The sequence below is a fragment of the Enterococcus hirae ATCC 9790 genome (genome assembly GCF_000271405.2).
GTDB lineage: Bacteria > Bacillota > Bacilli > Lactobacillales > Enterococcaceae > Enterococcus_B > Enterococcus_B hirae.
Window position 1 is genome coordinate 274,006 of record NC_018081.1, and the last position, 22,564, is coordinate 296,569.

Sequence of the window (22,564 nt, forward strand, 5' to 3'; positions counted from 1 at the left end):
TTAGCAAACGTTTTATTTAGTTGAAACGACTCGTACACCCCTACTTCATTTGCTGTACTGAGCAAACCAGTCCTTTTGAAGGGGAGTTGACATCTGTAAAGAAATGAGATTGAATAGAAGAGACATAAACACCTTTTTTCAATGGAATAGACAAAAGCTAGTATTCCTAAATCTTATAATAGAAGCTATACTAATTTATTAGTCACAGTAAACGCAACGACAGAAACCCAGCCAACTTGGTTGACTAGAGGATTCACACCGTTTGTAGTTAAAGCTGTATCATACAATGGAGGAAATATTTTGAAGAAATTAGTCATCATGGTTCTTTCGCTTGTCAGCTGTTTTACTTTATCAGGATGCAGCCTATTCGGTGGATCTGGTAATTCAGCAGACCAAACGACAGATTCATCGACTCTACAAGCTGAAAAAGAGGATATCAGTAACAGTAACTATTCATTAAAAGTCCGCAAAGACATGAATTTAGTCAGTGGACAAATCATTTTTAGCGATCATAAAATGGAATGGACACGTACCTATACAGGAACTGAAAAAGATACCGCAAGTACTTCTCAAGAAAAAACAGTACTCAATGATATCAAGATCAAGACCGAAGCAGACACTTATACCATCTCTGGTAAAGAAGATGGTAAAGAAGTATCCGTTACCTTCAAAAAGATCGGAAACTACCGAATCGAAGATCAGGATGGAAATATTTATAGTTTGTAAAAGACCTAAAAAGACCGACTTGACCTGATCAGTAAAGGAAAAACTTTTAGAACAGCTTTTATTTTTGAAAAAACTTGCAACTGTTCTGGCTGTTTTCTTGTCACTTCGTACAAAAAAACGAGAGCTGACATGACTCACTCGCTAGGAATTAACTGAAATTAAGAGAAATTGTTAATTTCTCTTAATTTTTTTGTTTCTGCCATTTCTTTCTGGTATATTGGGTAAGCACAATGTGATAAAGGAGAAAAAAATGAGTATATTTGATAGTCATGATTATTGTACTTGTACAACCAGTAAAAATATTCATACCGAATTTAGTGATCAAGGAAGCTTAAGTATTTGCGATCACTGTCATAAAACTGTAAAAGATTCATTTAAGTCATTTGAATCCTATACGAAAGAAAGACATGCGGATGTTTTAACTGTTAAATAAAGTCTCGGCCTTATTTTGTATAAGTATGGCAGGATACCAATAGGTCAAAAGATTTGAAGATGTCAAAAGACACGTTCAAATCTTTTGATCTATTTTTACTATCTTTTTCACTTAGCCAAAAACAGCTTTTTCCTTGATAAATTGATTACTATCGAACTGTGTTCTTTCGAATCATGGCTTTTCAGGAACCGCTCTATCAAAAACAAGCTGGAAAACCTCCAAATCGTTTCGACTATCTTGGAGGTTTTCCAGCTTGTTTCTTAAAATGAACGATGTCATCATCTTTTTAAAATGGAACATTATGACTGTTTACTGACCCAGTCCTTGTCCTTTTGCATGTTGATTCTCAGTAAAGTATTTCCCTGCCTCTACATCGCTTAATTCTGCTAATTTTTGTTGGATTTGTTCAATGACCTCTTTTGCATGTTCTGGCTTTTCAACAAAATCGAAGCGGTCACCATCGATTTGAATCTTCGGACAAACATCAAAATCTTCATACCATTGATCATAACGTTGATTTAAAGAGCGATAATAGTCATAAAGTGTCTCATCACTTTCCAGCTGTTCATAATCACGACCCCGTTTTTTGATGCGATCCAACATTGTATCCAAGGACACTTTGATATGAACCATCAAGTCTGGACGTTTCTTAGGAGCAACATCGTCTAACTCGTTAAGCATCGTATCCAATAAATTATCATATTGTTGCACTTCAATATCGGTCACTCGACCTAGATCTGCATTTAAATGAAATAGCAGGCTATCTTCATAGATCGAACGGTCTAACACGTTATCATCATCCACTAAAGCATTTTTCATCGCTAAAAATCGTTTATTCAAAAAGAAAATTTGCAATAAAAAAGCATACTGTTCTGGATTTGAATAAAAAAGTGGTAACACTTCATTATCCTCAACACTTTCATAAAATGGTTTTGAGTCGATTTCTTTCGCAAGCATATCTGTCAAACTGCTTTTTCCTGCACCAATCGTTCCTGAAATTAATATCACTGACATGCAATCCTTCCTCTTTCTATTTCTATAAGTACTCGCCTACGTATTTCGTTACTGGTAATGTTTTAAAATCGTAGTCACGTACTTCGTCAACTGTTTTTAAATAAGTATGCAAACTTTGAGTAATCATCAAATTAGTTGGAACAGTCTCTTCTTGGAAAACAATCATTGGTTTTTTCATCATTGTTGCTGCCCCTAATTCATAAGCTGTCCCTGGATCAATGATTTGATGTTCATAATCTAAAATAGCTACTACGTAATCAGCTGCTGTTAGTTCTGCCATATCTTTTTCATAAACTTCTTGTGCCCAACCTGCACTAAACATTTCATAATTACTTTCTTGATGATGTCTTGGTGAATAAAAACCAGTCACCGTTGGATTTTCTTCCAATGCTTTTTCGATACGAGCAACACGCTCAACTTGCTCCTCTGAAAAGAATGGACCTGCTAAATAAATTTGACTCATTAATTTGCCTCCTCTAATAATAGTTGTGTTTCACTTACTTCTGCGCGTAATAAATCGACTAGTTCTAATGGGTTATTTGAAAAAAAGACGTAATCCAGCCATTTGGCATCCATAAATTCTTCTTTGGCAAACGTTTCTAATAACGTCTTTAAACCTTCATAATATCCTCCGATATCTAAAATACCAATCGGTTTCTTCGCTGTTAAATCAATGGCCATCCAAGATAAAAGTTGAGAAAACTCTTCTAAGGTTCCCAATCCTCCAGGAAAGATCAAAACAGCATCTCCTTGTTCAAATAACAATACTTTTCGTTCGTCGATTGTCTCGGTAGGAATAAAAGTTGTTACATTTGTATTCGGTAACTCAGAATCAAAAAGCCCTGTTGGATAGATACCAGTGACTTTCCCATTGTTTTCTAGTAAAGTCTGACTGAAAACTCCCATGATACCCGATTCTGATCCACCATAAACCAGCTCAATCTCTTCTTGAGCCATATATTTTCCTAACGTTTGGGCAATAAATTTATAGCTTTCTTTATTACCAAAACGGGAGCCACAAAAAACTGTTAGTTTCAAAAAAACACATCCCAACTCAAAAGTCTAACTTCATTTTACACTTGTTTTTTAAAATAAAAGACTAGATTTTGTGATTTTTTAGTGGTATATAAGAAAACAAACACTATATCTAGTGTTTGTTGGCGAAAACTTTTTTAATCTTTTTTATTTTAAAAAAACATTAAATAACATAAATGTTTAAATTTGAAACGACTTTCTTAATTAAGAAAGCTTGCTTTCATCGTGTTCTGACAATAACATTCACTCATTTAACGAGAATCTAGCATCATTCTTTTCTCGAAAAAAATTTGATAAAATAATTGTTATGTTTCATTATCTGTAAATGTTTCGCTAAAAATTTTATGTACATGAACTCCCCAATCAAATGTTTTCTTGAATTGTTCTATTTTCTGATATTCATCACATTTTGACAACCAATAAGAAAGACCAACTTTTTATCTAATAGCAAAAAAATAAGCCAATACTTGAAAGATAATCTGCACTCCTTCAATATATCGGTTTTATCTCATGGTACGACGGCTCACTCAATTATTGTTCTGATCTTGAAAAACGATAGAAACAGCCAAATGCTTTTATTCTAAAACATGTGCTTTTTATGTTCCTTGAAAAAGCCAAAACCAACATTGACACACTTTACTCGCCCAAGTAAACTCTCCCCTATTTGTTGCACTTGCTATCTTCATTTTACTCGTTATCCTCAGGTGTATGTTTTTGGATAAAAAAATGGACTGGACACATCGTATCCAATCCATTTATGGCACAGTAAATAAAACACATGTAATTCATCTATTTTTCTCATCAAAAAAGGTAGATTTCTCCTTTAAGATTCGATACAATAAACGAAGTTGATGGTTTCCATTGACTATGGCAAACTTGATTGGTCAATGTGGTTGACTTTTTCAAGACCTCTGTTTCTGGCTGCCACTAGAAATGGAGGTGCCTTTTTTATTCGGCTGTTTCTATCTGTTCCTTATAATACTGATCGCTTACGTGGTAGTCAAGAGAAAACGAAAACCTACAAAAAACTGTACTGTTTTTCTCCCAGATTTTTGTCAAAAATATTTCTCCTTCTTTTAGACCCTAAAAACAACAGAGAAAGTTAGCGATCTAAAACGACCGCTACAGTTGCAACTCTATTCAATCATTTCTGGATTTTTACCTTCTGCTTGATAAACTCTTGGCTGATCTGCTATCTACTAAAAGCTAACTTTTAATATTTCAGACGATGTCAAAAAGTCTCGAAACACTGATTCCCATTTCAAGACTTTCTTAACGCTCCGATGCATTTTATTTCGTCCATTCATCGCAAGACTATTTCTTAGCGAATCAAATCGACATCTGGCGCATCTAGTAATTGTTGAACCTGTTTTCTAGTTGTGAGCGGAACATCTCCTTGGATTGCGTGAGCCAAACGAGCATTTCCTGTTGCAAACTCGACGGTTCTAGTCAATGACCAGTTTTCCGCATATCCTAATAATATCCCAGCCGCAAAAGCATCCCCTGCACCAATTCGGTCTAAAACAAATAACTCGTAAAAAGGTGTTTCAGCGTCTTCTGTGACGGTGATCAAATATCCTTTTAATTGTTTTCTTCCTTCATGGCTGGTTCGTTTCGTACCAGCAAACCATTCGATGTCATAATAAGCTAAAAAGGATTGGATATAGGCGATAGGATTTTTCGTTGAATCGCTTGTTCGCCATTCTAATAATTCCGTCAAATCACGGATCGAGCCAAATAAAATCGTACAATAAGGTAAAATTTCCTCATAGCGTTGTTTCAAGATGTTTCTTTGATCTTGTTCCTGGTTCAATGTTGGCCGAAAGTTGAAATCAAAACATACTTTTTTTCCCTGAGCATGTGCTTTCTTGGCAAGAGAAATCGCTGTTTCGGCACACTGATCAGACAAACTCAAACTGATCCCGCAAATATGCACAAGATCTACTGTTTCAATAAACGCCTGTAATTCATAGTCATTTTCTTGAGACAATCCAAAAGAACTATGTTTTCGATTTTGGTAAGTAACTTCAGTAGGACGAACACCATACCCCATTTCTGCGAAATAGGTACCGATATGTTGTTCTTGTTGGATTACATACTTCGTTTCAACACCGATACTTTTTAAGTTAGCTAATGCAGCACTGCCTAAGCGATTATCGGGCAGAGCCGTCAATAGATAACTCTCCATATCAAAATGAGCTAGATTACCAACTAGATTCACACCTGTTCCGGTATATGCCAGTCTTAATGTATGGGTTTGTTCTAGCATCAAGTGTTCTGGAGGTGTCAATCGCAACATCACTTCTCCGAATGCCCCAAATTTCATTTTCTCACCTTTTTTCATCTTAGCTGACAACTTTTTTCATGATTTGTAGTAATGTCCGGACATCCTCTGGCTTCGTATTGCCCGTTTCAGGGTCAATAATCGAGCTGTAGACATGAGGAATAATCTTTTTCACCTTGGCATCGACAGCGATTTGAAGGATCTCTTCAAAGTTGGTTAAATCAATTCCTCCTGTTGGTTCTAATGCAAAATCATAAGTGGCACAAGCTTGCGCTACCGCCTCATACTCTTTTTGATGTGCTAACCCTTTCATTGGAAAATACTTGATTGATGTTCCTCCCATATCTTGCAGTAAGCGAATCGCTGTTTCAATCGTGACTACGCCTGCTGTACCTTGAGAACTTAAAGGACCGGTTGCAATATTGACATACCCTTCTTTACCTGTTGGTGAAACTAATCCATTGACCACTGTTTCATTTTGACCTAACACAGCTCGTGAAGCACCCACTCCAGTAAATACTTGGTTCACATGTTGTGGTTGCAAGACTTTTGCCAAACGAGTCACCATTTGACTCTGGTTTGGATCACCTGCTCCCAAGCCAACTGATAGCGCATTATTCGTTGCTGCTTGATACTTTTTCATGTCAGCAATCGCTGCTTCGTCTGTTTTATAATTTTTTGAAAGCACCCCTAACAAAATATGTCCTTCAGCTGCTTCATAACACTCCACCGCATTTTCAACAGAATTAGCTAAAACATTCAAACAAACTTGATCGTGTAAATAGTTAGGAATTCGTGACATTTTTTTCTCTCCTTTTTCACTCAAGATAATTTTGTTTCATTCATGATTTCTTGCAGGCGAACAATGATTTTTTGCATTTCTTCTTGATTGACCGAACGTATGTCAAATTCAATGATACCATGATTCGCTTGATAATCTCGTGTATAGACTGCTGGATTTTTTCTTTTAGTGCCTGAATAACTGAATGTGCAGAACGATCACTGATTTTAACACTCGCTCGATAAATCTCTCGACCAGCTGGATCTTGAACAATAGTTGCTGACAAATGATCAATGTGATTCAACTCTTCAACAAATGGTTGTAAACGGTGCTTCATTGACTCACCAGATTCACTGCCATGTTCAAGATAATCGGTGACCGCTTGAGTAAACCCTAAAATATTCTCTTTACCGATTTTCATCGAACGACCGATCCCTTTTGATTGTAATCGCACCCATGGTATATAAGGATTCTTTCCAATCACCATTCCTGCACTTGGACCTTCGATCGCCTTTGCACCCGAATAGATCACTAGGTCCGCTCCTAGTTTAGTGTATTTGAATAAATCCTCTTCTGCTGCTGCATCAACAATCAACGGGATTTCATGTTTTTGGGCAACTGCTACTGCTTCTTCTACTGACAACATACTTTTTTGAACCGTATGGTGACTTTTGACATAAAGAATCGCTGCGGTATTTTCAGTGATACAGCTTTCAAGATGTTCAGTGCTACACATATTGGCATAACCTGCCTCGATTACTTGCCCCCCACCTTGTTGAATCATTAATTCAACGGATGTGCCGTAATCAACATTGTGTCCTTTGGGTAAAATAATTTCCTTTTTCTTGATAGTTGTTGAATAAGGATGATAAACATGAGTTAGACTTCCTTTGCCAATAACCGCTGCCACTGCTTGAACAATACCTGCAGAAGCACAAGAAACGATCTGAACATCCTCAACTGCTAAGAGATTCGCCAGGTAAGCACCCGTTTTTTCACTCAGGTCTGACATTTCAAAAAAATGTTCGCCGCCAAAGCGTTGCGCTGCCAAAACAGATTCCGATACTTTGGAAACACCTAAAATCGTCATCCGGCCTGAAGCATTGATCACTTCTTTTAAATTGAATTTATCATAACTTACACTCATAACTCTTTCCCCCAATAACTACGCTAACTGGTTTGATTTGTTGATCGATCACTTGCTGTTGCCCATTCGAGTCAGTAATCGTCTTTTCTTGGTCAACAAATTCAAATATTGTAAAATCCGCATCAAAACCTACTTCTATCTGACCTTTCGTTCCTAAATGGAAATTTTCAGCCGGCACACAAGTTACCTTTTCTAAAATTTCTGACCAGGAATAGCCGATAAAATGCAATTTTTCCATCGTTGTCGCTAAATCGTAAACGGGGCCGTTCTTTCGATTACGAATATAGATATCCGTGCTAATAGAGTCCGCTTTGATTCCTTGGTCATAGGCTGCTTTTGCCACCTCAAAATTAAAACTGTCAGTGCCATGACCAATATCGAAAATCACCCCTTTGGCTAAGGCATCTTTGACAAACGGTTTAATCTGATGAGTTTCTTTCTCCATAATCCCGTTATCTTTCCCATTAAAACAATGGGTCAAGATATCGCCTTTTTCCAGAAGCTGCAAAATTTCTTCTAAATGTGGTGGGGCAGAGCCAATATGCACCATCAAAGGAATTTGATGATTCTCTTTTTGAATTTTTTTCGCCCATTCCAGCGGTGTCAATCCATTATTCCCAACCACGGTTTTGCTCATTCTAGCTTTGATTCCCACGATAAATTCTGGAAATTCAGTCAATTTTTCTTTGACCAAATTCGCTTGTATCTTGGATAAATCAGCTAATTCATCTTGTTCTACGATGCCCCACTTTGAAATATTCAACAAGGCATACACATTGGTTTTGGCTTTTTTTGCTCGTTCATAAAATTGATGGATATTTTCGGCACCTGTTGTTCCTGCATCGATAACCGTTGTTACCCCTTTACTCACACCAATCTGGTCTGGGTAATCATAATATAAAGTCATTTCCTCAAAACAATGGACATGGTCATCGATCCAGCCAGCAGAAAGATAGTGCCCTGCCTGCAACGTTTGTTCTGTTTTTCCTTTTTCTGGGATACTTGTTGCGATTTTCTGGATTTTTCCATCATTGATCCCAATATCCATTGTTTCGCCAGTTAGTGTACGAGCATTTCTGATCACTAAATCGAACATCACAACGCCTACTTTTCTATAAATTTGAACTTCGACCATGGGTGGATAAAATCTAGTAAGAGATGTTCTTCTGGTACAATTGCACCAACTTTATTTTTCCTTGCATCCCGATGGGGTTCTAAAACAATTTGAAGTTCATTTTTGTATTTGCCAAATGTATCATTTCCAATGACTACATCACCAATTTGAAATTCATTTTCATTGTCATGGGCTTCATTTTTTGCATCTTTATATTTTTTTCGAACTTCAGTGGAACGAATAACCTGTTCAGTGATATCCCCTCGACGAACATGTTGTTCTCCTAATACAATTTGTCGTTCTACTTCATGAGCAGCTGTCTGCCACTCGATCGTAAATACTGTTTGATAGCGATCCATTTCCCCTAACATACGCAGCTCTTCTTCAGATGCGTAGGCATTTCCAATAATGACATCATCGATCAACCCAGTAGCAAACAAATGTTTTGCTGCTACATGGACCGGTAAATGACGGTGCATCTCTAACGTAGTCAACCCATCATTGATATCCCACGGTCCGATTGTTCCCACCTGAGAAGAAACAAAAGCAGCCGTTCGTAACCCTTGTTTTTTAAATCGTTGGCTGCAAGACTCAAAAAATCGGTAAGGTAAGCCTGTTCCTTCTTGAGGATAAAAATTATGACACCCATAGAGAAAGGGTTTATTTGCTTGATGAGACAAAATATTATCCAAATAAGCAACATCATTACTCATATTCAACTCAATCGCTAAATGATAAGGGTTATATGACAGCAAAGCTTCTTTTCCGCCGTCAAATCCTAAATCAAGACGGATTCCATCTGCACCAGTTTCGTGGAAAAAACTTAAGTCGTCATACGAAATGTCCAACTGTTCAAAAATGTTGGGAGCAACATCTAAAATCGTTTCAAATCCCAATTCTTTCGCAAAATGAATCAATTTTTGAAACTTTTGTTTTACGATCAGAGGATCTTCCGTTACTTCTAACATACTCATAAAAATACGGGTAAACCCATAACGTTGTGCTAATTGCAAATATTCTTGATCTTTGATTGGATCACTATGATCTGGGTAAAGTGAAATCCCTAGTGCACGTTTCATAGCCACTAACCTCCATTTTTTATTATGCTTGTTCCTCGGTAACGCCCGTCACCATTGGTGCTTCTTCTTGCGCTTGTTCTTCTGCTTCACGAGCCAGTTGTTGTTTTTCGAATACTTTGAAGAACGGATAATAAATAGCCAATGTGATCAGGAAGTTAGCAATAACTAACACGCCAGCTGCTACGCTCCAGTTTGTACTCATCCAAGCGGCGATTGGCGAAGGAATAGCAAATGGTAACCGAGCCGTCATCATTGGGATGAGACCACTAACCGTTAAGACATATGACAAAGTAGTCGTTACTAACGGTGCAAGAATGAACGGAATCCCTAATACCGGATTCATTACAATCGGTGCCCCGAAGATCATTGGTTCATTGATGTTGAATAGTCCTGGTAAAATCGATAATCGACCTAAACTCTTTAAATATTTTGATTTGGAGAACATGAATAAAACCACTAAAGCCAAGGTTGTTCCTGCGCCACCAATCCACACGTACCACTGTAAAAACTGTTCTGTAAAAATATTCGGCATATTATGAGCATTCGCACCAGCGTTGAAAGCATCAATGTTTTCAGCAATCGAAATATCCCAAAATGGGCGAATCACTGGGCCCATAATGGCTGGGCCATGAATCCCAAGAACCCAGAAAAAACAAATCAAGAAGACTGTTAATAAACCACCAAACAAACTATTTCCTGCAAGTATGCCTTTTAGCGGCATCAATAACTCACTTAAGAACCCATTCAGATCAAAACCAAGCATATGTCGGATCACCCAGAAGAAAATCAAAATCACCGCTCCAGGAATCAACGCAACAAAAGAGTTTGTCACTTCTGGTGGCACCCCATCAGGCATCTTGATTGTAATTTTCTTTTCAATGAAGAAACGATAAATCTCGACAGAAATAATTGCTGTAACAATGGCACCAAATAATGAACCTGATCCTAGATTCGCAATATTGATATAACGTCCTGCTGTGATTCCTTCCAAGTCTTCTAATACCTGTGTCGGTGGTGCTGCCACGATCAGAAAAGACATCAATGCTAATATACCAGCCGTCAAGGAATCAACTTTATAACTTTTTGCTAATGATGAAGCAATCCCAAATGTTGCGTATAATGCCAAAATCCCTATCGTATAACGAAAAGGAATATCCAAAATTTGCCGATAGGGTTCAATCACTGCTGCCACAGATTCAATCGGAATGTTCAGTAAAATCGTAAAAAATGAACCGACGATCGTTAGTGGCATCGTTGCAATAATTCCTTTTCTAATTGCCGTCATGTGCCTCTGTGTTCCAATTCGGTTAGCTACTGGCATAATCTTTTGTTCAATCAATCCTACAAACTTATCCATTACCGCTCTCTCATTTTATAACATTATAATGTTTATCAAAGTGATCGTACCATATTATGCTAACTTTGTAAACGATTTCTATAAATAGTAAAAATTTTTCTACTCTCTAAGGAAGCTAATCCTAAAAATACACAATCTTTCCCCCATCACAAGAAACCACCTGCGAATATCTTGACCCATGTATCTGATGGCTTCTGCGGTAATAACGGCGAGCCTTACAAAATATGAAAAGCTATTTTCTAAGGCTCGCCGTTATTACTTGAAGCAGAACATCGTTCAAACAACCTTATGTTTCATAGTCGATATGATAAGGATGCAGATTGGTCTCGTAAATTGCTTCTGAATATTCGATTGTTTTCCCCAAGTGAGTCTTTGATTGTCGCGTTCTTTTAATCGCGATTTCTGAGGTAGTTTTTAAAATTTCCCGTTCATCCTTTGTTAGAAACACAGCGGAAAAATCATCGGCAAAGGAGTCGATGGCATAACCTTTTTGGGTCAATAAACGATATAAAGACTCTTCATCAAATACTTTGCGCTTGATTTCTAACAAATCACTTGGCAGATAATGCGTAAAGTAAATATAAGGACGGTCGTTTAAGTAGTATAATCGCTTAAAACAGACAGCCGTTGAACCAAAAGAGGCAAATAATGGGTGATCTTTTTTTAAAGTGATTTTCTTTAATTCCAACGTTTCTTTGTGAACTGTATGTTGTGAGTTTTCTAGAATCTGTGTAAAACTTGCCGCTTTTGACAAACGATTGTATGGACGATTACTTACTACCGTCGTCCCTCGTCCGCTTTTCTTTTCGACATATTCATCTGTTGCTAATAATTCAATGGCCTTACGAACCGTGATCTTACTTACTTGAAACATTTCTTCTAATTCATTTTCTGTAGGCAACATGGTGCCGACAGGATACTTTCCTGAAAAGATATCTTCTTTGATCTTGTCTGCAACTTCTAGGTATAGTACACGTGTCCTTTTCATAACTTCACCTTTCGATTTTATTACTAGAATCATAGCACATATAAAATAAAAAAAGAATATAAACGCCATGGATTAGCTATGTTGGTGGATTGAGGATTGAGACAATAGTTCTTCTTTTTTATCTATAAAATTATAATAGGAAGAAATTATTTTATCAGTTACAAAAAACACCAAAGTAAGCAAAACGCAAACTTCGATGTTCTTATTAGGCTTCTAACTTATCGTTCAACATGCTTATTTCAATGATGCTTATAGCTTGCATAGTAAAATCCTGATACGAATATTGCACCGCCGACAATATTACCGATATAAACTGGGATAAAATTCAAGAGAAATTCTGTCCAAGTTGCTTGTCCTTCAAAAATTGCGGCTGGGATCACAAAGCAGTTAGCCACACTATGCTGAAAGCCAATGGCAACAAAAATCATTACGGGAAACCAAATAGTCAATACTTTTCCAGCTGCATCTTTTGCTCCATAGGATAGCCATAATGCTAAGCCGACAAACCAGTTACAACCGATTCCCGAACCAAGTGCTTGCCACCAAGAAGCTTCGATCTTATGATCAGCAATATGGATGACTTGGTCCAAATAAACGCCTGAATGAGTCAATCCGACAAAGTGTCCAAAGAAATATGCAACAAAAATGGCACCCACGATATTAGCTAACGTGATAATTGTCCAATTTTTAACTAATTGTGAAAAAGTTACTTTTTTATCCATAAAAGCAATTGCAACCGCCATCATATTTCCAGTAATCAATTCCCCGCCACCAAGCAGGATCACCAATAGTCCGATAGGAAACACAGCCGCCCCTACTAAACTAGTTAAACTCGCCAGTGATTCTGGAATCGAAGCTGAAACTCTGATGTAGGCTAAATAACCTAACGAGATCATTGCTCCTCCGATAAAACCTAGAATCAATTTCGCAAGAATTGGCTTTTGGATCTTTTTCGTTCCAAGATGGATACTGATATCCATAATTTCTTCTGGTGTATACATAGATGTTCAAACCCACACTTCCCATATTTTTTCAAAAACAATAGTGATTTATTTCACATTTTCATTCTAGATTATATCATCTTCCCTTCCTAATCCCTATGATTATTTTAAAATAACCGATATTTTTTTATCATTCTATGACAAAGCATACAAGTGAGACTTTCCCACATCTCGTGATTTTTTTCTTTAGAACAACGAGAGTAAAATGAATCGCTCGATCAAATAGAAAAAAAGATCATTTTCGACAGTGATTTGTCAAAAATGACCTTATTTTCTTTATCAGAAATGAACTATTCTTAATTTCTTAGTAAACAACGGTTCTATCATGAATACAAACTTACAGTTCTTCTCCATTGGTGGCAATGACTTTTTGATACCACTCAAAAGATTTTTTCTTTGAACGATTTTTGGTTCCGTTCCCTTCATCATCCAAATCAACATAGATAAATCCATAACGTTTACTCATTTCACCAGTCGAAGCACTTACCAGATCAATACATCCCCATGGCGTATATCCCATGAGTTCTACTCCATCAGCCACAGCTTCTCCCATTGCTTCGATATGCCGACGTAAGTAATCAATACGGTAATCGTCATTGATGCGCCCGTCTTCTTCTACCTTATCAATTGCGCCTAACCCATTTTCAACAATAAACAATGGTTTTTCGTAACGGTTGTACAACTCGTTTAATGCAATCCGTAAACCTTCTGGATCAATCTGCCATCCCCATTCACTGGCTTCTAAGAACGGATTTTTAACTCCACCTAAAAGATTACCGGCTGAGGCCGCTGCATCTGGGTCCGTTTCGTTGACTGCAGTAGACATATAATAGCTGAAACCGATATAGTCGACTGGATATGCTTGCAACAACTCAAAATCTTCAGTCGTTTGTTCTAATTTGGCACTATCTACGCCATATTTTTCATACGTGCGGTTTGTGTATGCCGGGTATTTGCCCCGTACTTGAACATCCGCACAGAAGAAATTAAATTCTTGGTTCTGGATCAATGTAGCTACTTGATTGATTGGATTAGCATCTATGCTATACGTCGTTGCATAGATAATCATACAACCCACTTGGCTATCCTCCCGTAATTCATGAGCGATTTTTACTGCTTTACTACTTGCTACAAATTGGTTATGCCATGCTTGGAAGATATTTTGATAATCAGCTGCACCATTACTTTTTACTAATCCTTGACTCAAAGCTGGAAAATGAAAAGCTGAATTGATCTCATTGAACGTCATCCAATATTTGACTTTATCGCTGAATCGTTCAAGCACCACTTTAGCAAAGCGTTCGTAAAATTCAATCAGTTCTCGGTTTTTCCATCCGCCATATTTTTTTGCTAGATTTAATGGCATCTCGTAATGGGAAATCGTGATCACAGGTTCAATCCCATATTTCAAACATTCATCAATCACTTCTTCATAAAACGTTAAGCCTTTCTCATTCGGTGTTACTTCGTCTCCTTGAGGGAAAATCCGAGTCCAAGCAATGGAGAAACGATAACATTTAAAGCCCATTTCAGCAAAAAGCGCAATGTCTTCTTTGAACCGATAATAATGATCGATCCCTTGATGGTTAGGATAGGTATATTTATCTGGTTGGATCGTCCAATCAAAGTCTTCACTGCCAATAACTGCAAATCGTTGTTTCCCCCCAGGCATCGCATCAGCAACTGAGAGCCCTTTCCCATCTTGATCGTAAGCACCTTCTAATTGATTGGCAGCTGTAGCGCCACCCCATAAAAAATCTTTTGAAAACTTTGTAGTCATCTGCTATTTCCTCCTTATTTGACAATTGCTAGAAAATCTTCACTAGCAATCAGTTCTTCTTGATTTAATTCCAACACATCAGCAAAATGTTCCGTATTTGTAATAACGATTGGCGTGATCACACTGTATCCAGCGGCTTTAATCGCTTCAATATCAAATCGAACCATTAAATCACCAGCTTTTACTTGATCCCCTTGTTTTACAAAAGTCTCAAACCCTTGTCCTTCAAGCTCAACGGTATCCATACCGATATGCATCAAGATTTCAATCCCATCTTTCGTTGTTAAACCAACCGCATGACCTGTTGGGAAAATGGTCGTGATCTCCCCGTCTGCTGGCGCAATCAATTCACCTTTTTCCGGATCAATCGCAAGCCCTTTTCCCATCGCTCCAGAAGAGAAAACTTTATCCGGAACATCAGATAATGGCAGGACTTTCCCGCTTAAAGGACTTTTTAGATTATGTCGAGCAGAACTAATCGTGTCACCTGCTGTTGTTTGTTGATTTGTTTCTAGTTTTTCATCTTGGACGGTTTCATCAAATCCAACGATCAGCGTACCTACGAATGCTAAGACAAATGAAAGAGCTGTCGCAAGGATTGCCATGGTCACATTGGATTCAACTGCTTGGTTCGTACTAATAAACGTTGGGATCGTTAACAAGCTTACTAACCCGCTAGAGAAAGCTTTCACACCAGCAAAACCAATCATTGCGCCTCCGATACCGGCTGACAGACAAGCAACGACAAACGGTTTCTTTAACGGTAAAGTTACCCCATAAACAGTTGGTTCCGTAATGCCAAAAAGTGAGGTAATTGTAGATGAAATACCTAATGAACGAAGCTTAGTATCTTTGGTCCGAATCGCCACTGCTAAGGCTGCACCACCTTGAGCTAAAACGGCTGGTAAAAGCATTGGAACCATGACGTCAAACCCATATTGTTCAATATTCAAGAACATGATCGGTACAAAGCCCCAGTGCATCCCAAACATTACGAACACTTGCCATAAACTTCCCATAATCAAGCCCGCAACTAATGGACTAAAGCTGTAAATCGAATTAAATAGACTACCTAACCCATTACCGATAACTGTCCCGATTGGACCTAACAGTAAGAAAGTTAATGGCACCATCACCAATAAAACGATCATTGGTACAAAAATCATTTGTAAAAATTGTGGAATCACTTTTTTCACCAGCGGTTCAAATTTGCTTTGGACCCAAACAGCCAAAATGATCGGAATCACTGAAGATGTGTAACCTGATTGAGCTAACACGATTGGTAATCCAAAGAAATCCACTGCCCCTCCAGCTCCAGCTAGTTGCGTGATTGCTGGATAAACTAACGCCATAGCAATTGCCACAGATAAAAATTGGTTCGTTTTGAATTTTTTGGCTGCAGTAAAAGCTAACATCACTGGTAAAAAGGTAAAGACACCATCTGCGGCTGCAAATAGAATTTGGTAAGCCCCAGTATCCGCTGAAAGCCACCCTAACACCGTTGCCAAAGATAAAAATCCTTTTAAGATCCCTGCAGCTGCCATTGCGCCTAAAAATGGCGTGAAAATACTAGAAATAATATCAATCAAGCGATTCAAAGGATTTTTTGACTGATCCTCTGTTCCCGATTGATCTGTCAGACCTTGCTCATCAACGATTGCTTGGTAAACGTCAGCCACATTACTACCGATAACTACTTGGTACTGACCACCACTTTGTACTACTTGAATCACATCTGGATCCTGTTTTAACTTTTGTGTATCTGCGACCGATTCATCTTTTAATTTGAAACGTAAACGTGTCGCACAATGTACTAAACTATTAACGTTCTTTTCGCCTCCGACTGCCTCCCATACTCTTTTACCAACTGCTTGATTATCCATCTTCTTTTCCTTCTTTCTAGTTGATTTAATCAAATAAAAAACCTAGATTGAAAAAACGGTCACGAAAATTCGTGCCCTATTTTTCAATCTAGGTTTTGCCTGCTTTACCAGTAACAATCCTTAAGATTGGGTACTTTGTTTTTCACTCACTACACGTTGGATGTGAATCGTTAAATAGATTTGTTCTGCGACTCCCATTGGTTCCTGTTGTGTTTTTAAGAGATAGTCATTGATCCGTTCCGAACAGCGAAAGGCTTTTGGATATTTCCCTTGAACAAGCGCATAGAGAAATTCATCCTGCTCATCCGAACTTTCGCCCTTTAAATAGCGTTGTGTAAAAAATTGTAAATGGGTAATGATTCGTTGGTAATTCAACGATTCCTCGTCAAATGTCACACCAAAGAACTTACTAATAATGCTGAGAATATCTCTAACGATCGTCGTTGCAGTCATCGTGACTTGCATATCCCCATTTCCTTGTTGGCTATTCACTAAATGAAAAGCGATAAATCCTGCTTCATCAATCGGCAGACTGACTCCAACTTTTCTCTGGATCAATTGCAATACTTCTTTGGCCACCAAGTATTCTTTCGGATAAAATTTCTTTGTTTCAAAAAGAAGCGGATTTGGTAACTGGATATTTTCGTTCGCTCGACAAATCGCATAATGAATATGATCGGTCAATGTCAAATAAATATTTGACGACAACGAAACGCCTAATCGTTCTTCCGCCACATCAACGATCTGTTTGACTAATTCTACTTCTTCTAATGGGACATCCGCCATCAGCTGTTGAAATTGATTGGTTGCTAAGGAATCTTTTAAAACAAATTCTTTTTGAACTGCTGTTTTATCAATCCTATCACCAGGTCTTTTTTGAAACGCGAGGCCTTTGCCCATACAGATAATCTCTTCACCTCGTTCGTTTTTTGAAATGACGACGTTATTATTTAAGACTTTTTCAATAACCATTTTCCCTCGCCCTCTCATAAAAAAATAAAAAAACCTAGAATCCCCCTGTACTTTAGGTTGAATTCTGGTTTTGCCTGCCGAGCAGTAACAATCCATCGATTATCTGAACCAAGCATAGCACCCTTCTTTTATTTTTGCAAACCTTTTCAACTTTTTTTTTTAGTAATTGTAAAAATGAGAAATTAAAAAACCGACGAAAACTATTAGCTATTCGAGCGAACTAGCAATCGTCGGTTTTTCATTAACTATTTTCGTCTAAAATGTTCGTGTTTCCATATTGAATGCTGCCTTCATTTCTTTCGTCGCTTTTTTCATTGGTGTAACCTTCTCTAATTCTCCTTGAACGACTAATCGAGTCACCGCATTCATATCTCCGCACGTAATCAACGTAACGAGCGATTTTCCTTCTTGGATATTTAACAGCTGGGTCTCCGTCGGTGCCACTTTTTCTTTAAAGGTTGCTTTATACGTATAGACATTTTCCAAATCTACCAAATAGATTTTATCTCCTAATGATAAATTTTCTAGTGGCGTAAATAATAGTTGTGGATTGCTCGAACGATGACTCGCTAAAGCATAATTTCCTTTTCCCATTTGCTGATTAGGATCTAATGTCCCCGCACCATAAAGCAAGTTCGCATTATCTAAACCTCTAAAAATCGGGATATTGATTGCCACAGAAGGAACAGCAATACTACCAATAACTGGTAAGTCTGTTCGATTCAGTTGGGCACGCAACACACTTTCCGTACTCATTGACTCCACTGCATCAAAATCAAAACTTGCCTCTTTTTCGTTGTTTTTCTTAATTTCATCTTTTGTCACATTGGCAATTGCGTATTTATCTCCGGTATTTTTAACAAAATAATCTTTGATCTGTTCATTAAAAATTAACGCTAAGCCAACCAATAATAGTAAAAATAAGAAAAAATTGGCGATCCATCTTTTTACTCGACCTTTGCTTGGTTTTTCCTTCATTCACTTGCCTCCCTTATTTAGCTAAAATAAACGCAACCTGTAGTTTCACACTTAAAGTTCTGTATATTTCTTTCGTTGTCCTCGACTTGCTTCTACTGGATATTTCAATTTATTTTTTGCTAATTTTTCTTCAATAATTTCATCAAGATCCAACTGTAAATTGTCAGCCATCATGTAAGAATAGATCAAGACATCTGCCAGTTCTTCTTTGATCCGCTCTAATGATGTTTCCTTCACTTCTTCTGGTTGCTTCCATTGAAAAAGCTCCAGTAATTCAGAAGCTTCTAAGGAAATAGAAATTGCAAGATCTTTTTCGTTATGAAATTGTCGCCAATTTCTTTCGTCTCTAAATTGATTGACTTTCGCCATACTATCCATGAACATTCACCTATTTCTTTATTCGATTACTAATAATCATACCATGTTTTTAATAGAAAATAAGTATATTTACCTAGATAAAATAAAATATACGTATTTATTTAACGATCTTTTTATAAAGCAAAATGATAACGAATGTTACTTATCCACTGATAACTTACACCAATGGATGTTATTCTTGTAAGCTGAATTTTAATTCTTTTACACCAGTAAGTGTCCACAAGACCACTAGACTGACAAGATAAATACTACTTAGAAAAATAATCACAGCAGATAATTGATAATGATCCATCAAAAAGCCAATAATGATCGAAGAAAATCCACCTACAGCTCTACCTAAATTCATAATAAAGTTATTGGCTGTTGCACGGATCTCAGTAGGATACAGGCTACTAATGATTGCACCATAGCCGCCATACATGCCATTGATAAAGTAACCAACAACCACCGCTGCTGCTACTAAACTCCATTGACTACGAGCTAAAACGAGTAAGAAGACCGAGAGCGCTGAACAAATCAAGAATAAAGTAAAGGCTGTTCTGGGACCTAATTTATCCATGATGATCCCAAAAGTCAACATACCTAATGACATCCCCACAATCGTACTCACCATCCATAAAGACGAACCTGAAACGGATAATCCTAGTTGTGCTTGCATGATCGAAGGTAACCAATTCATCAAACCAAAATAACCAGCAATTTGGACAGTCACCATGGTACTCAAGCCAATCGTCTGCCAAGTAAGTTGTTTTGTTTCAAATAGATTACGTAACTTTGTCGCCTTTTTAGTTGCTTTCGCAGCTTGAAATGCCTCCGGTTCTTTTAAACCATGTCGGATGACTAAAACTAATAATACGGGTAATACACCAATCACATATAGCATGCGCCACCCGAGCCATGGAATGACGATTGCCGCCAAAATAGCAGCGAGAGCCGCGCCTACTTGGGCTCCAATACCAGCAATGGACGAAGCTCGTCCAATTTGTTTTTTTGAAAAAGTTTCAGAGATCAAAGACATACAAGCGCCATACTCGCCCCCAGCCCCGATTCCGGCAATAAACCGAAACAAGTAGACTAAATAAATCGTTGAAGAAAAATACATCAATAATGAAGCAATTGAAAATAAGATAACCGTTTGAGAGAACACCTTTACTCGACCATATTTATCCGCCATCAGACCAAAAAAAATACCTCCAACGAGCATCCCCAGATTAGTGATCGTCGCAATCATTCCCGCTTGTGTTCCACTAATATGAAAAGTTGCAATCATTGAAGATAAAGAAAAAGCTAGGAACATGATATCCATATTCTCTAATGCAATCCCTGATGATGTTGCTAATAAAACCTTCCGTTGATACTTCGTCATTTTTGTTACCCCTTTTCTTTCATTTTTACCCTAAATTGTTAAAATCATATATAAAAATCAAGAAAAAAGCAAGAACTTTTGTTTTTTATGTCAATTCATTCACTCAACTGATCTACGCTGTTTTTGAGAACTATCACTTGCTCAATAATTACGAAATCGCTACACTTATTTTGTAGTCAAAAAATAAAGCGTTTTTCTAAACCGCTTATTTGTTTGAGCAAGCAATTTATCTTAGATGACCGTTATCTAAGTAATCACTTTTTTGCTACCATTCGCATAGCCTTAGCTCTTTGCGAAACGTTTTTGTGAAACTGAGAAAAAACTATAAAGGAGAAAAACAGAATGGACAAACAATTATTCTTAGAAAAAATTGCTGGTGGGCTGATCGTTTCCTGCCAAGCCTTACCTGGAGAACCTTTTTATACAGAAGAAGGTAGTTTGATGCCTTATTTTGCTTTAGCTGCTGAAAAAGCAGGAGCTGTTGGTATCCGTGCGAACTCAGTACGAGATATTATGGCAATCAAAGAAAAAGTTTCCTTGCCGATCATTGGTATCATTAAACGTGATTATCCCCCTGAAGCACCATTTATTACAGCAACCATGCGGGAAGTTGATGAACTAGTAGCCACAGGGGTTGAAGTTATCGCTTTGGATTGTACTTTACGCAAACGCCACGATGGTCTGAACATCAATGAATTCATTGCTAAAGTCAAAGAAAAATATCCACAGCAATTATTGATGGCTGATATCGCCACTTTTGAAGAAGGAAAGAATGCTTACGAAGCAGGAGTTGATTTTGTGGGGACAACTTTAAGCGGCTATACAGAAGAAAGTGTGAAACAAGCTGGTCCTGATCTCCCACTCATCCAAGAACTGATCCAAGCTGATATATGCGTTATTGCAGAAGGTCGGATCCACACGCCACAACAAGCCAAACAAGTCAAAGATTTAGGCGTAGCTGGCATCGTTGTAGGTGGCGCGATCACACGCCCTCAAGAAATTACTCAACGCTTTATCGAAGCATTAGATTAAGAGACTCCTTCATTTTTTCAGGAGAAATGCTTTTTCGTCCTTCTAACTAAATCAGCTAAATAGAACTAACCAAAAACAGCCAGAACGAGACTGAGCCAAACCTTGCCTCAACCTCATCCTGGCTGTTTTTCAGTTTATTATTCCAACTTTATTCACAGCCTCTGTCTCACCAGATTCTCAGATCCGCTTAAAATCGACATCAGATGACAGGGGGACCTACTGTTCAAAACAAAGGCTATGACTCAGATCAACAGCTTAGAAAGATGATCCTCCCCCTCGTTTCTCAACAATAAATCATCAGATGTGAAGGAAGAACTTTTAGTGTGACAGGCAGCTTGACACCTTCATCACCATCCACATTTGTTGCCAATTCTTGGTCTTCATTCAAAGCAATCTGGATCGTTTCACAGGTTTGATAAGCCAGATGATCGGTAGAAGAATCAACACCTTTTAACAAATCAGGCAATGTTTTTAACGTATCTAACAATGAAGTGTCTTTTAAATAAACCAAGTGCAATTTGCCATCATTTACTTTAGCATTAGGTATCAACGTTTCAAAACCACCAATTGAATTAGTTAATCCTACCAGCAATGTACTACTTTCAATTTGTTTTTCCTGCCCATCAATGACTAACTGGAATTTATAAGATTGGGTTCCAGCCAATTGCTTGATTCCTGAGATAAAGTAAGCAAACTTACCATATTTTGTTTTCTTTTCTGGATCTACATCATTGATTGACTCAGGAATGGTTCCAATCGCCACGACATTCATAAAATATTGGTCATTGATTTTCCCAATATCTAATGGTTGCAACGCATCCATTGAAAGATGAGCGATAGCTTCTTCGGGTTCTAACGGTATGCCTAAAGCACGGGCTAAGTCGTTGACTGTCCCTAACGGAATAAAACCAAAATTTGGACGATGTGCTTGTTCAGCGATCCCATTGATTCCTTCATTAACAGTACCATCTCCACCCATAACAAACACGCTGTGGTATCTATCCACTGCTGCTTCTCGAGTAAAATTCTTGGCATCTCCAGCTTTTTTCGTATGAAGAACAACGACTTCATCAAACATCGTGGTTAACTTTTGATGGGCCAGTTTTTCATATTCTTGTGCTTGTTCTCCTCCAGAACTTGGATTAACGACCAACAACGCTTTTTTCATCCTGTTTCCCCCTTCGTTTCACAACATGACTTTGACTAAACTATAGCA

The 22,564-nt window shown here is 37.8% G+C and carries 20 protein-coding genes and 1 pseudogene; 3 read left to right on the forward strand and 18 right to left on the reverse strand.

Annotated features, from left to right (window positions below; all coding sequences use genetic code 11):
• The first annotated feature begins 300 nt into the window (after positions 1–300).
• Entirely contained in the window at positions 301–726 is a 426-nt protein-coding gene (locus EHR_RS01385; protein ID WP_010719923.1) for a hypothetical protein, read from the forward strand.
• Positions 727–976: 250 nt separating this feature from the next.
• Positions 977–1,159 carry a hypothetical protein gene (locus EHR_RS01390; RefSeq protein ID WP_010719924.1) on the forward strand — a complete coding sequence of 61 codons (183 nt, stop codon included), beginning with the start codon at positions 977–979 and terminating at the stop codon, positions 1,157–1,159.
• 309 nt (positions 1,160–1,468) lie between these two features.
• On the opposite strand, the gene EHR_RS01395 is transcribed toward EHR_RS01390, so the two are convergent.
• The 17 genes and pseudogenes from EHR_RS01395 to EHR_RS01475 all read right to left on the reverse strand — a co-directional run bounded on the left by EHR_RS01395 (position 1,469) and on the right by EHR_RS01475 (position 20,316).
• The gene (locus EHR_RS01395; RefSeq protein ID WP_010719925.1) at positions 1,469–2,173 is read right to left on the reverse strand and encodes a deoxynucleoside kinase; all 705 of its coding nucleotides are present in this window, start codon (positions 2,171–2,173) and stop codon (positions 1,469–1,471) included.
• Between the two features lie 22 nt (positions 2,174–2,195).
• Positions 2,196–2,636 (reverse strand): nucleoside 2-deoxyribosyltransferase, encoded by a 441-nt coding sequence (locus EHR_RS01400; protein WP_010719926.1) that lies wholly within the window; start codon positions 2,634–2,636, stop codon positions 2,196–2,198.
• Positions 2,636–3,211, reverse strand: a complete 576-nt coding sequence (locus EHR_RS01405) for an LOG family protein (protein ID WP_010719927.1) — start codon at positions 3,209–3,211, stop codon at positions 2,636–2,638. Before EHR_RS01405 ends, EHR_RS01400 begins: the two co-directional genes overlap by 1 nt.
• A 1,318-nt stretch (positions 3,212–4,529) precedes the next feature.
• A complete protein-coding gene (locus EHR_RS01410; protein ID WP_010738343.1) occupies positions 4,530–5,534 on the reverse strand; it encodes a sugar kinase in 1,005 nt (334 codons plus the stop codon).
• A 19-nt stretch (positions 5,535–5,553) separates the two neighbouring features.
• The gene (dagF, locus tag EHR_RS01415; protein ID WP_010738344.1) at positions 5,554–6,294 is read right to left on the reverse strand and encodes a 2-dehydro-3-deoxy-phosphogluconate aldolase; all 741 of its coding nucleotides are present in this window, start codon (positions 6,292–6,294) and stop codon (positions 5,554–5,556) included.
• A 20-nt stretch (positions 6,295–6,314) separates the two neighbouring features.
• A pseudogene (locus EHR_RS01420) lies at positions 6,315–7,420 on the reverse strand (DgaE family pyridoxal phosphate-dependent ammonia lyase).
• Complete coding sequence (locus EHR_RS01425) at positions 7,404–8,516, reverse strand: amidohydrolase/deacetylase family metallohydrolase (RefSeq protein ID WP_010738346.1); 1,113 nt, start codon at positions 8,514–8,516, stop codon at positions 7,404–7,406. The pseudogene EHR_RS01420 and the gene EHR_RS01425 overlap by 17 nt, the downstream one beginning before the upstream one ends.
• Before the next feature lie 8 nt (positions 8,517–8,524).
• Complete coding sequence (locus EHR_RS01430; protein ID WP_010719932.1) at positions 8,525–9,613, reverse strand: DUF871 domain-containing protein; 1,089 nt, start codon at positions 9,611–9,613, stop codon at positions 8,525–8,527.
• 22 nt (positions 9,614–9,635) lie between these two features.
• The gene (locus EHR_RS01435; RefSeq protein WP_010738347.1) at positions 9,636–10,970 is read right to left on the reverse strand and encodes a PTS sugar transporter subunit IIC; all 1,335 of its coding nucleotides are present in this window, start codon (positions 10,968–10,970) and stop codon (positions 9,636–9,638) included.
• 286 nt (positions 10,971–11,256) lie between these two features.
• Positions 11,257–11,958, reverse strand: coding sequence for a GntR family transcriptional regulator (locus EHR_RS01440; protein ID WP_010719934.1), 702 nt, complete (start codon positions 11,956–11,958; stop codon positions 11,257–11,259).
• 239 nt (positions 11,959–12,197) lie between these two features.
• Entirely contained in the window at positions 12,198–12,959 is a 762-nt protein-coding gene (locus EHR_RS01445) for a formate/nitrite transporter family protein (RefSeq protein ID WP_010719935.1), read from the reverse strand.
• A 337-nt stretch (positions 12,960–13,296) separates the two neighbouring features.
• Positions 13,297–14,739 (reverse strand): glycoside hydrolase family 1 protein, encoded by a 1,443-nt coding sequence (locus tag EHR_RS01450; protein ID WP_010738348.1) that lies wholly within the window; start codon positions 14,737–14,739, stop codon positions 13,297–13,299.
• Positions 14,740–14,753: 14 nt separating this feature from the next.
• Entirely contained in the window at positions 14,754–16,622 is a 1,869-nt protein-coding gene (locus tag EHR_RS01455) for a beta-glucoside-specific PTS transporter subunit IIABC (protein WP_010738349.1), read from the reverse strand.
• 120 nt (positions 16,623–16,742) lie between these two features.
• Positions 16,743–17,594, reverse strand: coding sequence for a BglG family transcription antiterminator LicT (gene licT, locus EHR_RS01460; RefSeq protein WP_010738350.1), 852 nt, complete (start codon positions 17,592–17,594; stop codon positions 16,743–16,745).
• Between the two features lie 255 nt (positions 17,595–17,849).
• A complete protein-coding gene (locus tag EHR_RS01465) occupies positions 17,850–18,572 on the reverse strand; it encodes a class A sortase (RefSeq protein WP_010738352.1) in 723 nt (240 codons plus the stop codon).
• A 51-nt stretch (positions 18,573–18,623) separates the two neighbouring features.
• The gene (locus EHR_RS01470) at positions 18,624–18,950 is read right to left on the reverse strand and encodes a nucleotide pyrophosphohydrolase (RefSeq protein ID WP_010719940.1); all 327 of its coding nucleotides are present in this window, start codon (positions 18,948–18,950) and stop codon (positions 18,624–18,626) included.
• Positions 18,951–19,122: 172 nt separating this feature from the next.
• A complete protein-coding gene (locus tag EHR_RS01475) occupies positions 19,123–20,316 on the reverse strand; it encodes an MFS transporter (RefSeq protein WP_010738353.1) in 1,194 nt (397 codons plus the stop codon).
• Positions 20,317–20,658: 342 nt separating this feature from the next.
• Between EHR_RS01475 and EHR_RS01480 the strand changes: the two genes are divergently transcribed.
• A complete protein-coding gene (locus EHR_RS01480) occupies positions 20,659–21,348 on the forward strand; it encodes an N-acetylmannosamine-6-phosphate 2-epimerase (RefSeq protein ID WP_010738354.1) in 690 nt (229 codons plus the stop codon).
• Positions 21,349–21,631: 283 nt separating this feature from the next.
• Here EHR_RS01480 and EHR_RS01485 read toward each other — a convergent pair whose 3' ends face one another.
• Entirely contained in the window at positions 21,632–22,516 is an 885-nt protein-coding gene (locus EHR_RS01485) for a diacylglycerol/lipid kinase family protein (protein ID WP_010738355.1), read from the reverse strand.
• Between the last annotated feature and the right edge of the window lie 48 nt (positions 22,517–22,564).

What these genes read in the sequence shown, in the direction of transcription:
- EHR_RS01390 (WP_010719924.1), top strand. Translation starts at nt 977, where the DNA reads ATGAGTATATTTGATAGTCATGATTATTGTACTTGTACAACCAGTAAA.
- EHR_RS01395 (WP_010719925.1), bottom strand. Translation starts at nt 2,173, where the DNA reads ATGTCAGTGATATTAATTTCAGGAACGATTGGTGCAGGAAAAAGCAGT.
- EHR_RS01400 (WP_010719926.1), bottom strand. Translation starts at nt 2,636, where the DNA reads ATGAGTCAAATTTATTTAGCAGGTCCATTCTTTTCAGAGGAGCAAGTT.
- EHR_RS01410 (WP_010738343.1), bottom strand. Translation starts at nt 5,534, where the DNA reads ATGAAATTTGGGGCATTCGGAGAAGTGATGTTGCGATTGACACCTCCA.
- dagF (WP_010738344.1), bottom strand. Translation starts at nt 6,294, where the DNA reads ATGTCACGAATTCCTAACTATTTACACGATCAAGTTTGTTTGAATGTT.
- EHR_RS01425 (WP_010738346.1), bottom strand. Translation starts at nt 8,516, where the DNA reads ATGTTCGATTTAGTGATCAGAAATGCTCGTACACTAACTGGCGAAACA.
- EHR_RS01430 (WP_010719932.1), bottom strand. Translation starts at nt 9,613, where the DNA reads ATGAAACGTGCACTAGGGATTTCACTTTACCCAGATCATAGTGATCCA.
- EHR_RS01435 (WP_010738347.1), bottom strand. Translation starts at nt 10,970, where the DNA reads ATGGATAAGTTTGTAGGATTGATTGAACAAAAGATTATGCCAGTAGCT.
- EHR_RS01440 (WP_010719934.1), bottom strand. Translation starts at nt 11,958, where the DNA reads ATGAAAAGGACACGTGTACTATACCTAGAAGTTGCAGACAAGATCAAA.
- EHR_RS01445 (WP_010719935.1), bottom strand. Translation starts at nt 12,959, where the DNA reads ATGTATACACCAGAAGAAATTATGGATATCAGTATCCATCTTGGAACG.
- EHR_RS01450 (WP_010738348.1), bottom strand. Translation starts at nt 14,739, where the DNA reads ATGACTACAAAGTTTTCAAAAGATTTTTTATGGGGTGGCGCTACAGCT.
- EHR_RS01455 (WP_010738349.1), bottom strand. Translation starts at nt 16,622, where the DNA reads ATGGATAATCAAGCAGTTGGTAAAAGAGTATGGGAGGCAGTCGGAGGC.
- licT (WP_010738350.1), bottom strand. Translation starts at nt 17,594, where the DNA reads ATGGTTATTGAAAAAGTCTTAAATAATAACGTCGTCATTTCAAAAAAC.
- EHR_RS01465 (WP_010738352.1), bottom strand. Translation starts at nt 18,572, where the DNA reads ATGAAGGAAAAACCAAGCAAAGGTCGAGTAAAAAGATGGATCGCCAAT.
- EHR_RS01470 (WP_010719940.1), bottom strand. Translation starts at nt 18,950, where the DNA reads ATGGATAGTATGGCGAAAGTCAATCAATTTAGAGACGAAAGAAATTGG.
- EHR_RS01475 (WP_010738353.1), bottom strand. Translation starts at nt 20,316, where the DNA reads ATGACGAAGTATCAACGGAAGGTTTTATTAGCAACATCATCAGGGATT.
- EHR_RS01480 (WP_010738354.1), top strand. Translation starts at nt 20,659, where the DNA reads ATGGACAAACAATTATTCTTAGAAAAAATTGCTGGTGGGCTGATCGTT.
- EHR_RS01485 (WP_010738355.1), bottom strand. Translation starts at nt 22,516, where the DNA reads ATGAAAAAAGCGTTGTTGGTCGTTAATCCAAGTTCTGGAGGAGAACAA.